This is a genomic window from Streptomyces sp. NBC_00726, assembly GCF_045161735.1.
Lineage (GTDB): Bacteria > Actinomycetota > Actinomycetes > Streptomycetales > Streptomycetaceae > Streptomyces.
In genome coordinates this window covers 168138-183051 of record NZ_CP108983.1, presented here as the reverse complement: position 1 = coordinate 183051, position 14914 = coordinate 168138, and the positions used below count along the sequence as shown (strand labels likewise).

The 14914-nt window shown below is 73.3% G+C and carries 10 protein-coding genes; 6 read left to right on the top strand and 4 right to left on the bottom strand.

Annotated features, from left to right (window positions below; translation table 11 throughout):
- Nucleotides 1-86 precede the first annotated feature (86 nt).
- The 3 genes from OG338_RS00775 (at nucleotide 87) to OG338_RS00765 (ending at nucleotide 4439) form a co-directional block, all read left to right on the top strand.
- On the top strand, nucleotides 87-1157 hold the full coding sequence (locus tag OG338_RS00775; protein WP_405935444.1) for an Lrp/AsnC family transcriptional regulator: 1071 nt from the start codon (nucleotides 87-89) through the stop codon (nucleotides 1155-1157).
- Nucleotides 1158-1470: 313 nt separating this feature from the next.
- Entirely contained in the window at nucleotides 1471-2406 is a 936-nt protein-coding gene (locus tag OG338_RS00770; RefSeq protein ID WP_405935443.1) for an oxygenase MpaB family protein, read from the top strand.
- Nucleotides 2388-4439 carry a protein kinase domain-containing protein gene (locus tag OG338_RS00765; protein WP_405935442.1) on the top strand — a complete coding sequence of 684 codons (2052 nt, stop codon included), beginning with the start codon at nucleotides 2388-2390 and terminating at the stop codon, nucleotides 4437-4439. Before OG338_RS00770 ends, OG338_RS00765 begins: the two co-directional genes overlap by 19 nt.
- A 66-nt stretch (nucleotides 4440-4505) precedes the next feature.
- On the opposite strand, the gene OG338_RS00760 is transcribed toward OG338_RS00765, so the two are convergent.
- Nucleotides 4506-6335: a serine hydrolase gene (locus OG338_RS00760; protein ID WP_405935441.1), complete on the bottom strand. Its 1830-nt coding sequence runs from the start codon at nucleotides 6333-6335 to the stop codon at nucleotides 4506-4508.
- 176 nt (nucleotides 6336-6511) lie between these two features.
- On the opposite strand from OG338_RS00760, the gene OG338_RS00755 reads away from it, so the two are divergent.
- Nucleotides 6512-8011, top strand: a complete 1500-nt coding sequence (locus OG338_RS00755) for an acyl-CoA synthetase (protein WP_405935440.1) — start codon at nucleotides 6512-6514, stop codon at nucleotides 8009-8011.
- Nucleotides 8012-8029: 18 nt separating this feature from the next.
- Here OG338_RS00755 and OG338_RS00750 read toward each other — a convergent pair whose 3' ends face one another.
- Both OG338_RS00750 and paaK read right to left on the bottom strand, forming a co-directional pair.
- Nucleotides 8030-8818, bottom strand: coding sequence for an SAM-dependent methyltransferase (locus tag OG338_RS00750; RefSeq protein WP_405935439.1), 789 nt, complete (start codon nucleotides 8816-8818; stop codon nucleotides 8030-8032).
- 102 nt (nucleotides 8819-8920) lie between these two features.
- Nucleotides 8921-10204 (bottom strand): phenylacetate--CoA ligase PaaK, encoded by a 1284-nt coding sequence (paaK, locus tag OG338_RS00745; RefSeq protein ID WP_405935438.1) that lies wholly within the window; start codon nucleotides 10202-10204, stop codon nucleotides 8921-8923.
- 183 nt (nucleotides 10205-10387) lie between these two features.
- Between paaK and OG338_RS00740 the strand changes: the two genes are divergently transcribed.
- Nucleotides 10388-11908, top strand: a complete 1521-nt coding sequence (locus OG338_RS00740) for an alpha/beta fold hydrolase (RefSeq protein ID WP_405935437.1) — start codon at nucleotides 10388-10390, stop codon at nucleotides 11906-11908.
- Between the two features lie 19 nt (nucleotides 11909-11927).
- Here OG338_RS00740 and OG338_RS00735 read toward each other — a convergent pair whose 3' ends face one another.
- Entirely contained in the window at nucleotides 11928-13556 is a 1629-nt protein-coding gene (locus OG338_RS00735) for an FAD-dependent oxidoreductase (protein ID WP_405935436.1), read from the bottom strand.
- Between the two features lie 195 nt (nucleotides 13557-13751).
- Between OG338_RS00735 and OG338_RS00730 the strand changes: the two genes are divergently transcribed.
- Entirely contained in the window at nucleotides 13752-14873 is a 1122-nt protein-coding gene (locus OG338_RS00730) for a SchA/CurD-like domain-containing protein (protein ID WP_405935435.1), read from the top strand.
- Nucleotides 14874-14914: the final 41 nt, after the last annotated feature.

Sequence of the window (14914 nt, the reverse complement as noted above, 5' to 3'; positions counted from 1 at the left end):
TGATGCCAGCATTCTCCGGAAAGCGCAGATCGTTTGCCGAAATACGCCGGCCGGTCCGACGTCACAACCACCCGGAGGGCGGCCCCGTGCTGGACGAACTCGATCTGCTCCTCGTCACCGCGCTCCAGATCGCGCCGCGCGCGGACTGGCGGACCATCGGGGACGTGCTCGACATCGACGCCTCGACGGTCGCCCGGCGCTGGGCCCGGCTCACCCAGGCCGGGCACGCCTGGATCGGCGTGCATCCCTCGGTCGCGGCGAGCGGCCCGCACACCTGGACGCTGGTCGCGTTCATCGAGGTGGACTGCGTCCCCGGGCGGCTGCACGAGGTGGCCGGCCGGATCGCGGACGACCCGCATGTGTTCAATCTGGAGCACGTCAGCGGCAGCCGGGATCTCGTGATCACCGCCGTCTTCACGGACCACGCCCAGCTCGCCCGTTACGTCGGCTTCCGCCTCGGCGCCCTCGACGGCGTCGCGGCCTCCCGCACCCAGGTCGCCACCACCCTGCACACCGAGGGCAGCCGCTGGCGGCTCGACCGCCTCACCGAGGAGCAGCGCCGCAAGCTCGCCCCGCCCGCCCCGCACCGGCAGCCCGCGTACGCCGTTCCGGAACGCGATCTCGAACTGGTCCGGGTCCTCGGCGAGGACCCGCGCCGGCCCGTCGCCCACATCGCAGAACGCACCGGGCTCAGCCCGACGACCGTCCGCCGCAGGCTCGATCGCCTGGACGCCGACCGGGCGCTCGCCTACCGGTGCGAGGTGGCGCGGTCGCTCTCCGGCTGGCCGGTCTCCGTCTCGTACTGGGCGGCGGTGCCGCAGAGCCGGGCGCCCCAGCTCGCGAAGAGCATCAGCCAGATCCGCGAGATCCGGCTCTGCGCCTCGCTGACCGGCCCGCACAACCTGCTCCTGGCCGCCTGGCTGCGCTCGGTGGACGACATCGGCGCCTTCGAGTCCCGGCTGACCGCCCGCCACCCCGAGCTGACGGTGGCCGACCGGGCGCTCACCCTCTGGCCGATGAAGCTCGCCGGCCACCTCCTCGACCCGCAGGGCCGCCATCTGCGGGCCGTCCCCCTGGCCAGCTGGGAGGGCACCCGGTCCGACACCGCGGAGGCGGCCCTGCTGGACCGCCTCCGGACACCGCCGGCCGCCCGCTAGGGCGTGTCGCCACATTCGCGCCGTCCGCCCTCACCGGCGTCCCGGACCCGAAGGCGACCGCCGGCGACCTCCTCACCCCGTTCAACGCGAGCACCGCCGACGACGCGGTGCGGGCCGTGCGGGAACAGCACCGCGACGGCGCCGACTTCGTCAAGGCGGGCATGACGACCCGCGAGACGCCGCACGCGGCTGCGGGAGGGCTCCTGGTGGTCCCGCGCCGACCTCGATACCGTGCTGGCACGCGTCGCCGCCGCGCCCGGCGCCCGCTGACGTCCGCACCGGCCGGAGCGCCCCGAGGGGGAGGGACACGCACATGACGGAAGCCGACCCCGGGCTCTTCGGACCCGCATCGGTCACCTGGCAGCTGCACGGCGACCCGATGATGTGGATCGCCGGGGTGCGGGCCCTCTACCTCCAGGCGCTCCACCCCCTCGCCGTGCGCGGCGTGACGCAGAACTCCGACTTCCGCGAGGACGCCTGGGGCCGGCTCATGCGCACCGCCGGCTTCGTCGGCACCATCACCTACGGCACCACCGAGGCCGCCGAGAAGGCGGGCGCCCGGGTCCGGAAGATCCACGCCCGCCTGAAGGTCACCGACCCGGCGACCGGGACCATCCACGGCGTGGACGAGCCCGAGCTGCTGCTCTGGGTGCACTGCGCCGAAGCCGACTCCTATCTCCAGGTCCTGCGCCGCTCCGGCTACCCGCTCACCGCCCGGCAGGCCGACCAGTACCTCGCCGAGCACCGGCACAGCGCCCGGCTCGTCGGCCTCGACCCCGAGGACGTGCCCCCGACGACCGCCCAGATGGCCGACTACTTCGCCCGCATACGGCCCCGGCTCGCCCGGACCCCGGAGGCGCTGGACGTCGACAGCTTCCTGCGCCGCCCGCCCGTGCCCCCGCTCCTCGTCCCCGTACGGGCCCTGCTGTGGCGGCGCGTCGCCACCCTCGCGTACCAGTCGCTGCCGCCGTTCGCCCACGAGCTGTACGGGCGGAAGGCGCCGCCGCCCGCCGCCGTGGACCGCCGGCTGCGCGCCGCCGGGATGCTGTTGCGAGCGGTCCCCGCACGGCTGCGCTGGCGGCTTCCGCCCGGTCACATCATGAACGCGATGGCGCGGCTCGGACCCGGCAGCCGCCCCACCCCGTACACACTGAAGAGGCAGGCAGCCATACTGGACGCACCTGGGAGGGTGCGGCGACAGCGGGCTGAACGACGGGGGCGGCAACAGGGATGGCGGAAACCAGGCTGATCCAGAGCCGGTACCGGCTGCTCGACCTGATCGGTCGCGGCGGCATGGGCGAGGTGTGGCGCGCCCGCGACGAGGCGCTCGGCCGTCAGGTCGCCGTCAAATGCCTCAAGCCGGTGAGCGCCCAGCACGACGAGGACTACACCCGCATCGTCCGCGAACGCTTCCGCCGCGAGGCCCGGGTCGCCGCCGCCCTCCAGCACCGGGGCGTCACCGTCGTCCACGACTTCGGCGAGTACGAGGGCGTGCTCTACCTCGTGATGGAGCTGCTGGACGGCCGCAACCTCAGCCAGCTCCTGGAGGACAACGAACAGCACCCGCTGCCCGTGGACGACATCGTGGACATCGCCGAACAGGTCGCGGACGCCCTCGGCTACACCCACCAGCAGGGCATCGTCCACCGCGACCTCAAGCCCGCCAACATCATGCGGCTGTCCGACGGCACGGTGAAGATCTGCGACTTCGGGATCGCCCGGCCGGGCCACGGCATCCCGGTCAGCTCCCGGCTCACCGGCGTCGGCATCGCCATGGGCACTCCGCACTACATGTCGCCGGAGCAGATCAGCGGCGGCCAGGTCGACCACCGCAGCGACCTCTACTCGCTGGGCTGTGTGCTGTACGAGATCGCCACCGGGGCCCCGCCCTTCGACCTGGGGGACTCCTGGGGCATCCTCGTCGGCCACCGCGACACCACGCCCGAGCCGCTGCGCTCCCACCGCGCCGAACTCCCCGGGTTCTTCGACCGGGTCGTCCTCGACCTGCTCGCCAAGACCCCCGAGGAACGCCCGGCCGACGCCCACGACCTGCGCCGCCGCATCGCCGTCGGCCGCACCGGCGAGCAGCCCTTCCTGGGCCCGGCCGGCGAGGCCCCGCCCGCCCCCGTCACCCTCGCCGGCCCGCCGCCCGCCCCCGCCGCGCCGCTGCCCGCCTGGGCGCACACGATGACCGGCGGCCACAAGGCGACGGGCGCGGTGACCCCGCTGGCACCGCCCGACCACTCGGCGGGCCTCACCCTCGCCTGGACCACCGGAACCGCCCCGCCGGGCCCCCAGGTCCCGAACCCCGGCCCCACCCGCAGGGAGCGGGCGGAGAACGCGCTGCGCGAGTTCGGCCGCATCGCCGATGACCGCGCCCGCGCCCTCGGCCCCGAGCACGGCGAAACGCTCGCCGCCCGGCAGCAGATGGCGTACGCGCTCGGCCGCCTCGGCCGGCACACCGAGGCCCACGAACTGCACACCGCGGTGCTCGCGTCGCGGGAGCGCACGATGGGCCCCGACCACCCCGACACCCTGCGCTGCCGCCACAACCTGGCCTTCAGCCTCAGCCGGCTGGGCCGCCTGGACGACGCGTACCGCATGGCCCACGACGTGGCCGCCGCCCGCGCCCGGGTGCTGGGGGCCGACCACCCGGACACCCTGGTCACGCTTTACGAGGTCGGCTACACGCTGGGCCGGCTCGGCCGCTGGACGGAGGCCCTGCACACCTACCGCCAGGTCGCCGAGGCACGGACCCGGCTGCTCGGCCCCGCCCACCCGGACACCCTCGCCACCCGCTACGAGGTCGGCATCAGCCTGGGCCGCCTCGGCCGCAGCGCCGACGCCCTGGAGCTGTACCGCGCGCTCGTCGCCGACCGCACCCGGGTCAACGGCCCCACCGACCCGGAGACCCTGCGCGCCCGCCACGGACTGGGCGTCAACCTCGGCCGGCTGGCCCGCTGGGACGAGGCCCTGGCCGAGGCGCAGGCGGTGTCCGGCACCCGGGAACACGTCCTGGGCCCCGACCACCCCGACACCCTCGTCAGCCGCCGCGAGGTCGCCGTCGCCCTCGGCTGGCTCGGGCGCTGGACGGACGCGCTCGCCGTGTACCGGCAGGTCGCCGACGCCCGGACCCGGCTGCTCGGCCCCGCCCACCCGGACACGCTCGCCGGCCGTGACGACGAGGCGCACTGCCTCGAACAGCTGGGCCGCGCCCGCGAGGCCGCCGACCTCTACCGCGAGGTGGCGGCGCTCCGGCAACGCGGCCACGCGCCGGCCTGACGGACGCCCCGCAGACCGGAGCGGGGCGGGCGGCCGGGCCCGCCCGCCCCGCGATTCGGGGGCCGGTCAGTCGGCCGAGGCGGCCCAGCCCTCCGCCTCGATCCGCCGGGCGTCCGACGGCCGGCTCTCGTCGAAGACCGTACGACCGCCGTCCTCGACCCTGATGGCGTCCACATACACGCCCCGGCCCACGTACAGCTGATCCGTGGTGTAGCGCCACCTGAGCAGCACCCCGGCGCCGCGCACCCCGGCGAGCCCGGCGTCCAGTCGGTGCCAGACCCGGCCCGACCAGCCGGAGACCGCGCCGTCCGGGTGTGCCTCGGGCCGGGGCCGCCCGCCCTGCCCGGTCGGCGTGGTGGTGAACGGCACCGGCTGCCAGCTGGCACCGGCGTCCGTCGAAGCCTCCAGATACAGGAAGTCCGACGCCGGCTCGGTGTCCCACCACAGCGCACAGCTCAGCCGGGCCCGCGAGGAGGCCAGCGACAGCGCGGGAAGCGCCAGGGTGGCCGTGGACGCGCTCGCCATCCCGGAGAACCAGGCGGTACGGCCCCGGGCCGGGCGGACCGCGACCGCCCGGGCCATCTGGTTGGCGGTGGCCACCCGCGGCGCGCTGCCGGACCGCCAGTTGCGCACCGGGTGCACCGAGTTGCCCAGCACGATCAGGAACGAGTCCGTGGACGGGTCCAGGACCAGGCTGGTCCCGGTGAAGCCGGTGTGCCCGGCCGTCCGGGGCGTGGCCATGGCGCCCATGTACCAGTGCTGGTAGAGCTCGAAGCCCAGACCGTGTTCATCGCCGGGGAACGCCGTGTTGAAGTCGGTGAACAGCAGGTCGACCGAGTCCGCCGAGAGGATGCGGGCCCGCCCGTAGACCCCGCCGTTGAGCAGGGTGCGCGCCAGGACCGCCAGGTCCCAGGCACAGGAGAACACCCCGGCGTGCCCGGCGACCCCGTCCAGGCTGAACGCGTTCTCGTCGTGCACCTCGCCCCAGACCAGGCCGCGGTCGAGCCCGGACCAGGGGAGCCGGGCGTCCTCGGTCGCGGCGATCTTCGGCTTCCAGGAGGCGGGCGGGTTGTAGCGGGTGCGCCGCATCCCGAGCGGGGCGGTGATCCGCTCGCGCAGCAGGACGTCCAGGGTCCGTCCGGTCAGCTTCTCCAGGACGAGCTGGAGCGAGATCAGGTTCAGGTCGGAGTAGAGGTAGACGGTGCCCGGCGGGTTGGCCGGGACCTCCTTCCACAGCAGCTCCAGCTTCCCTTCCCGGGTCGGCGCGCTGTAGAGCGGGATCCAGGCGGTGAAACCCGAGGTGTGGGTGAGCAGCTGACGGATCGTGATGTCCTGCTTGCCGCCGCCCGCGAACTCCGGCAGATAGGAGGCGACCGTCGCCTCCAGCTCCAGCGTGCCGCGCTCGATCTGCTGCACCGCCAGGATCGAGGTGAACAGCTTGGAGACCGACGCCAGGTCGAAGACCGTGTCCTCGGCCATCGCGATCTGCTGGTCCTCGGGGAACTCCACACCGGTGTCGGTCGTCTCGTCGTACGCCGAGTAGCGCACCGCCCTGCCGATCGGGTGGTGCAGGGCCACCGTCCCGCCCCGGCCCGCGAGCAGCACCGCGCCCGCGTACCACGGGTGCTTCGGCGAGGCGCCGAGATAGCGCTCCGCCTCGGTGACCAGCTGGTCCAGCGGTTCCCGCAACAGCCCGGCCCGGGCGGCCGATCCGCGCCGCAGCGTCGGCTTCGCGCCCCTGCCCGCGTGCATCTGTGACGACCCCGTCCCCGGCTCCGTGGCGGACGCCGCGCCCGCGAACGGGATCGGCGCCAGGGCGAGTGCCCCGCCCAGGGCCAGCATCCCACCACCGAGCCTCCGCCGGCTGATCTCCCCGGCCGCCCTGTCCTCCGTCATGCACAACCCCTTCTCGCTGCCTGAAAGTAACTTTCTAAATCTCTTCCGAGCATGAAACTTCCTGCCGAGCAGAGAGTACTGTCAGGCCCCGCCGTGCCGTAGGGGTGCGAACGGTAAAGAATCTGATGTCGCGTCAGCCTCTTGACCGGGGCGCCCCGGCCGCACAGGATCACGCCATGAACGGTGTACGCAGCAGCACAGTCGACGGCGTCCTGACCCGCAGCGCACGGCGCACCCCCGCACGCACCGCCCTGCGGTACGCCGACCGGGCCTGGACCTACCGCGAGCTGGACGAGGCCGTCTCCACCGCGGCCGCCGCCCTCACCGAGGGCCACGCGCTGCGCCCGGGCGACCGGGTCGCCGCCTACGCCCACAACTCGGACGCGTATCTGATCGCCTTCCTCGCCTGCGCCCGGGCCGGGCTCGTCCACGTGCCCGTCAACCAGAACCTCACCGGCGACGACCTGGCGTACATCCTGCGCCAGTCCGCCGCCTCCCTGGTCCTCACCGACCCGGCCCTCGCGGACCGTGTCCCCGAGGGCTTCGCCGTACGGGCACTGCGCGACGACGAGGGGGCGCTGCTGGCGGAGCTGGGCACCCCGCGCCCGTTCACGCCCGTACGCGAACCGGCCGCCGACGACCTGGTCCAGCTGCTGTACACCTCCGGGACCACCGCGCTCCCCAAGGGCGCGATGATGACGCACGGAGCCCTCGTCCACGAGTACGTCAGCGCGATCACCGCGCTCGACCTGCGCGCCGGTGACCGGCCCGTCCACGCGCTGCCGCTCTACCACTCGGCGCAGATGCACGTGTTCCTGCTGCCCTACCTCGCGGTGGGCGCCGAGAACACGGTCCTGGACGCACCGGACCCGGCCCGGATCTTCGACCTGGTCGAATCGGGGCGGGCCGACAGCCTCTTCGCCCCGCCCACCGTCTGGATCGGCCTCGCCAACCATCCGGACTTCGCCACCCGCGACCTCGGCGGCCTGCGCAAGGCGTACTACGGGGCGTCGGTCATGCCCGTCCCCGTGCTGGAACGCCTCCGCGACCGGCTGCCCGGGCTGGCCTTCTACAACTGCTTCGGGCAGAGCGAGATCGGCCCGCTGGCCACCGTGCTCGGCCCCGACGAGCACGAGGGCCGGATGGACTCCTGCGGCCGGCCCGTCCTCTTCGTGGAGGCCCGCGTCGTGGACGAGCACGGCAAGGAGGTCCCCGACGGCACCGCGGGCGAAGTGGTCTACCGCTCACCCCAGCTGTGCACCGGCTACTGGGACAAGCCGGAGGAGAGCGCGGAGGCGTTCCGCGACGGCTGGTTCCACTCCGGCGACCTCGCGGTCCGGGACGCGGACGGCTACTTCACGGTGGTCGACCGGGTGAAGGACGTCATCAACTCCGGTGGCGTCCTCGTCGCATCCCGGCAGGTCGAGGACGCCCTCTACACCCACCCCGCCGTCGCCGAGACCGCCGTCGTCGGGCTGCCCGACGAGCGCTGGATCGAGGCTGTCACCGCCGTCGTCGTCCTGAAGGGCGAGGCCACCGAGGACGAGCTGATCGCGCACGCCCGCGAACGGCTCGCCCACTTCAAGGCGCCCAAGCGGGTCGTCCTCACCGACGCCCTCCCGCGCAACGCCAGCGGCAAGATCCTCAAGCGGGACCTGCGCGACCGCCTCGCCTGACGGCCGCCCGGCCGGGTATCACCGGACGCGGCCCACCCCCGTGTAGATGGTGTCGGTGGCGTCCTGGGGCTCCGGCGGGGGCGTTCCGTTGTACCACCGCGGCGCGGGCACCAGGCCCGGGTCGACCATGTCGAGCCCGTCGAAGAAGCGGGCCACCTCCGCACGGTCGCGGGGTTGCAGCGTGATGCCGCTCGACCGGTAGCGGTCGAGCGCCTCCTGGTCGACGACGAGGAAGTCCACCGTGAAGTGGGAGAGTGCCAGGCAGCTGCCCGGGGGCAGCGCGTCCACCAGGGTGCGCGTGATGCCGTACGGGTCGTCACCGGCGGCCATGAAGTGCATCAGGGCGATCATCGACAGCGCCACCGGCCGGTCGAAGTCCAGCACCGTACGGGCATGGGCGAGGATCTTCTCCGGCTCGCGCACATCGGCTTCGAGATAGTCGGTGGCGCCCTCCGGGGCGCTGACGAGCAGCGCCTCCGCGTGCCGCAGGACGATCGGATCGTTGTCCGTGTAGACGATCCGGGCCGCCGGGTTCACCTCCTGGACGATCTGGTGGAGGTTCGGCCGGGTCGGGATGCCGGTCCCGATGTCCAGGAACTGGTCGATGCCCGCCCGCGCCGCCCAGCCGGCCGACCGGTGCATGAAGGCCCGGTTCTGCGCGACCCCCACCTTCGCCAGCTCCGGCATCTGCTCGCCGAGCTCCTGGTCGACCGGGTAGTGGTCCTTGCCGCCGAGGAGGTAGTCGTAGACACGGGCCGGGTGCGGCCTGCTGGTGTCGACCGGTGTGCCGGCCGGGCCTGCCGTCATGGTGTGCTCCCCAATCCCTCGGCGGGAGAACACGAGCCCCCCTGCGGACGACGGTCACTCCAGTCCATCCTGCCACAGCAACCCCACTGGCCTGCGCGGAAGTTACGGCCGCTCGTCCACGATCCGCCGGAACTTCCCCACCGACCGCTCCAGCGTCTCCGGGTCCACGATCTCGACGCCCACCGACACCCCGATCCCGTCCTTGACCGCCGCCGCGACCGACACGGCGGCCGCCGCCCGCTGTTCCGGTGTCGCCCCGGTCCTGGCCTCCGCCCGCACGGTCAGCACATCCAGCCGGCCCTCCCGGGTCAGCCGCAGCTGGAAGTGCGGCGACACCCCCGGGGTGCGGAGCACGATCTCCTCGATCTGCGTCGGGAAGAGGTTCACCCCGCGCAGGATCACCAGGTCGTCGCTGCGCCCGGTGACCTTCTCCATCCGCCGGAACACCCGGGCCGTGCCCGGCAGCAGCCGCGTCAGGTCACGCGTCCGGTAGCGGACGACCGGCATGGCCTCCTTGGTCAGCGAGGTGAACACCAGCTCGCCCCGCTCCCCTTCGGGCAGCACCTCGCCGGTGAGCGGGTCGACCACCTCCGGATAGAAGTGGTCCTCCCAGATGTGCAGCCCGTCCTTCGTCTCCACGCACTCCTGGGCCACCCCCGGGCCCATCACCTCGGACAGGCCGTAGATGTCGACCGCGTCGATCGCGAACCGCTCCTCGATCTCCCGCCGCATCTCCTCCGTCCACGGCTCCGCCCCGAAGATCCCGGCCTTCAGCGAGGTCGTACGCGGATCGACGCCCTGCCGCTCGAACTCGTCCAGGATCGTCAGCATGTACGAGGGCGTCACCATGATGAGGTCGGGCCGGAAGTCCTGGATCAGCTGGACCTGGCGGGCCGTCATGCCGCCGGACGCCGGAATCACCGTGCAGCCCAGCCGCTCCGCCCCGTAATGCGCCCCGAGGCCACCGGTGAACAGCCCGTAGCCGTACGCCACATGGATCTTGTGCCCCGGCCGGCCGCCCGCCGCCCTGATGGACCGGGCGACCACATCGGCCCAGGTCTCCAGGTCCTTCCCGGTGTAGCCGACGACGGTCGGGCGGCCCGTCGTGCCGCTGGAGGCGTGCACCCGGCGCACCTGGTCCTCGGGGACCGCGAACATCCCGAACGGGTAGTTGTCCCGCAGATCCGCCTTGGTGGTGAAGGGGAAGCGGGCCAGGTCCGCGAGCGAGCGGCAGTCCTCCGGTTTCAGCCCCGCCCGGTCGAACGCGGCCCGGTAGTGCGCCACGTTCCCGTAGGCGTGACGCAACGTGGCCCGCAGCCGTTCCAGCTGGAGCGCCGCCAGCTCGTCGCGGCTCATCCGTTCCGCCGTGTCCAGCAGAGCCGTCACGCGGGCCTCCCTCGTTCCGTACACCTGGTGCGGACGACCGATCATTCGGTCGTTTCCCTCCGGAGCAGTAATTCAGGATCTTGCACCGCCTGGCAAGAGGCGTGACGCACATCGCCCTCCGACCCGGCTACGCCCGTACCGAACACGGCTGCGTCACCCGGACGGCCCTGTTTGGATGGAGGCATGCCGACCTTCCACACGCACGACGGAACCGAGCTCGCCTATCACCTCGTGGGGGAGGGGGCACCGCTGATCTGCCTGCCCGGCGGTGCCATGCGGGCGAGCGCCTGCCTCGGCACCCTCGGCGGGCTCGCGGAGCGCCGGCAGCTGGTCCTCCTCGATCTCCGCGGCACCGGAGACTCCGCCGTCCCCGACGACCCCGCCACCTACCGCTGCGACCGGCAGACCGAGGACGTCGAGGCCCTGCGCGCCCATCTCGGCCTCGAACGCGTCGACCTCCTCGCCCACTCCGCGGCCGGCGAACTCGCCGCGCTCTACGCCGCCCGCCATCCGCACCGGCTGCGCAACCTGGTCCTGGTCACCCCCACCACCCGGGCCGCCGGCCTCCCCGTCTCCGTGCGCGAATCCCGCGAGGCGGCCGCCCTGCGCGCGTCGGAACCGTGGTACGAGGACGCGCTCGCCGCCCTGGAAGAGATCTGGGCGGGCCGGTTCACCGACGAACTCCGCGCCAGGGCAAGGCCGTTCTCGTACGCCCGCTGGGACGCCGCCGCCCAGGCGCACGGCGCGGCCTCGCCCGCGCAGATCAACGCCGAGGCCGCCGCCCGGTACGCCGGCGAAGGCGCCTTCGACCCCGCCGCGACGGTCCCCGTCCTGCGCACACTGGAGGCGCCGGTCCTCGTGCTGGCCGGCGAGTACGACACCATCCTGACGCCCGACCGGGCCGCCGGACTGGCCGCGCTCTTCCCGCACGCGGAGTTCGCCGTGCAGCGCGGCGCCGCGCACTTCCCGTGGATCGATGACCCGGGCGCGTTCGCCCGTACCGTCGAGGCGTTCCTCGATCCGGAGGTGCACAGCGTCCGGGCCGGCGGGACACGGCTCGCGTACCGGGTGTGGGGCGACCCGGCCGCGCCGCCGGTCGTCCTGGCCCACGGCCGCTGCGGCCACAGCGGCGACTGGGCGCACATCGCCGCCCGGCTGGCCGCCACCCACCGGGTGTACGCCTTCGACTTCCGGGGCCACGGGCTCAGCGACTGGCCGGGACGCTACAGCTTCGAGCTGTTCCGCGACGACCTGCACGGTTTCCTTGAGGCCCGCAACCTCGCCGGCGCCACCGTCGTCGGACACTCCATGGGCGGGGCCGCCGCCTTTCTGCTCGCCGAGCGGCACCCCGGGCTGATCGGCCGCCTCGTCATCGAGGAGGCGCCCCCGCTCATCCCGCTCGACCCGCCCCGCCCCGTGCCCCGACGCCCCGAGGAGAAGCTGGACTTCGACTGGCCGCTCGTTCCCGCCACCGACGCCCAGCTCAACGACCCCGACCCGGCCGGCCGCGAACTCCTCGGCGAGATCACCGCCCCCACCCTCGTCATCGGCGGCGGCCCCAGGAGCCGGATCGCCCAGGAGGACCTGGCCCGGACGGCCCGTGCCATCCCCGGCGCCGAGTTCGTCACCATCGACGCGGGCCATCTCGTACACACCGAACGACCGGAGGAATTCCTCACCGCCCTCCGGTCGTTCGGCATCTGATCACCCGGCTGACATCACCTCAGTCGCGGTGCAGAAGCGCCACCAGGACATCGTGCAGCGTCGCCTCGGCGTCCTCGGAGCCCGACTCCGTACGCCAGGCGACGAAGCCGTCCGGGCGCACCAGGACCGCGCCGTCCCGGCCCGTCCCGTGCGCCTCGGCCCAGTCCGCCCCGTCCTCCGGCTCCAGCTCGGCGCCCGCACCGATACCGAACGCGTCGAGCCGCACCCCCAGCCGGCCGGCCACCCGGGCCGCGGCCCGCCGCCACACCGGGTCCGCCCCGTCCGTCAGCAGCACGAACGAGCGCTCGTACAGATCCAGGGTCGAGATCCGCTCACCGGCCCGGCGCACCCAGAGATGGGGTGCCCGGCTGCCCGGCTCGCCCGTCAGCCGCATCCCCTCCGGGACCACCGGCGCGTCCGGCGCCACACCCAGCACCGCGCCCGCCGTGTACCGGTAGCCCAGCGCCACGTTCAGCATCCCGCCCCGCTTCCCGCCGCCCACCGAGGGCGGGGGAGCGTAGCCGGGGTGGCTGTGCTCCTCGGACCGCGCCGACGCGCGCTCACTCGTCGCCCGGGCCACCGGCAGCCGCTCCTGCCCGTACGTCTCCAGCAGCCCCCGGCCCGCCTCGCCCCGCAGCACCGCCGCCAGCTTCCACGCCAGGTTGTGCGCGTCCTGGATGCCCGTGTTCGAGCCGAAGGCCCCGGTCGGCGACATCTCGTGCGCCGAGTCACCGGCCAGGAACACCCGCCCCCGCGCATACCGCTCGGCCACCCGCTCCGCCGCGTGCCACGGCGCCTTGCCGGTGATCTCCACATCGATGTCCGGCGCGCCGACGGCGGTACGGATGTGGCGGGCGCACCGCTCGTCCGTGAAATCCTCCAGCGTCTCGCCCCGCTCCGGCTGCCACGGGGCGTGGAACACCCACTCGCTCTCGTTGTCCACCGGCAGCAGCGCGCCCTCCGCCTCCGGGTTCGTCAGATAGCACACGATGAAGCGCCGCTCGCCCAGCACCTCCGCCAGCCCGCGCGACCGGAAGGTCACGCTCACGTTGTGGAACAGGTCGCCGGTCCCCGACCGGCCGATGCGCAGCTGCTCGCGGACCGGGCTGCGCGGCCCGTCCGCCGCGATCAGATAGTCCGCCCGCACCGTCGTGTGCTCACCGGTCTCCCGGTTCTTCAGGGTCGCCGTCACCCCCGAGGCATCCGGGTCGAACGACATCATCTCCGTGGAGAAGCGCAGGTCACCGCCCTGCTCCCGGGCCCGCTCCAACAGGACCGGCTCCAGGTCGTTCTGGCTGCACAGGCACCAGCCCGTCGGGCTGAACCGGGCCAGCGCCCCGCCCGGGTCGATCTCCTTGAACAGCCACTCCTGGTCCTCGCCGGTCAGCGAGCCCGCCTGGAGGATGCCGTGGTTGTCCGCCAGCACCGAAGCGGCCGCCCGGATCTCCCGCTCGACACCCGCACGGCGGAACACCTCCATCGTGCGGACGTTGTTGCCGCGGCCGCGCGGATGCGTCGACGTGGCGGCGTGCTTCTCGACCAGCAGGTGCTCGACGCCGAGCCGGCCGAGGAAAAGGGACGCGGACAGACCCACCAGCGAACCGCCCACGATGAGGACCGGTACATGCAGGTCGACGTTCTCGTTCATCAGTTGCTCCCGCTCCGACGCCGTACAGATGCTCTGTCCATGCCCGGGCCAAAGCCGCGTCGGAGCCCTTCGGACACCTGCTCACCTGAACGGTTCATAAATCTCGCGTCGGGCGGACCAGCGTTTCACGATCGGTCACGGAGACGGCCGGGTCTCCCCGCGTTTCCGCCCCCCACCGTCGAAGGAGTTCGCCAGATGACCACCACCCTCTCGGAACGGATCTCACAGTCCGCCTTCGACGGATCCCGGCTGCGCGTCGTGCTGCTGCTGGACCTGCACGACGGCGCCCAGAAGCAGTTCCTGGAGGCGTACGAGCACATGCGCAACCAGGTCGCGTCCATCCCCGGTCACATCAGCGACCAGCTGTGCCAGTCCATCGAGAACCCCTCGCAGTGGCTGATCACCAGCGAGTGGGAGAGCGCCCCGCCCTTCCTCGCCTGGGTGAACAGCGAGGAGCACGTCGCCACCGTGCAGCCCCTGCACAGCTGCGTACGCGACACCAGGTCGCTGCGGTTCAGCGTGCTGCGTGAGACCGGCAAGGGCTTCGAGGCCGTCCCCGACCCGGTCAAGGGCAGCCTCCAGACCTCCCCGCGCCTCGGGGACGGCGTCGTGCGCCACGCGCTCACCTTCACCGTGAAGCCCGGCACCGAGGACATCGTCGCGAAGCACCTCGCCGACTACGAGTCCCCCCGCTCCCGCGTCGACGACCACACCCGGCTGCGCCGCACCTCGCTCTTCATGCACGGCAACCGCGTCGTGCGCGCCGTCGAGGTCGAGGGCGACCTGATGGCCGCGCTGCGGCACGTCTCCCGCCAGCCCGAGATCCGCGCCGTCGAGGAGGCCATCAACCCCTACCTCGAACAGGACCGGGACCTCGCCGACCCCGACTCCGCCCGGATGTTCTTCACCCGCGCGGCCCTGCCCACCGTGCACCACGTCTCGGCCGGCCGCCACGCCCCCGAGAGCCTGCGCCGGCACGCCGTGTTCTACCAGGCCAAGGAGGGCTGCGGGATGGCCCTGGCCCGCCTCCTGGCCGGCCACGACGAGGAGGCCGCCGACGACACCGGCAGCCCCGTCGACAGCAGCACCATCTTTCAGCGCGACGACGTCGTCGTACGCCTCCTGGAAGCGCACGGCCCGCTCGACGCGCAGCCCGCCCAGGCCCTCGGCATCCACGGCCCCGGCAAGGCGGCCCGCCTGGCCCGCCTCCTCGACGGCGGGGCGACCACCGTCCCCGCCACCGACGAGGACGCCGTGCGCTTCCTCGCCCGCTCCGAGATGCGGCTGATCACCGACCGGCGCGCCACGGAGTCCTGACCCGCGCTCCGGCACCCGGGCCCTCGCCCGACCCGTCACCC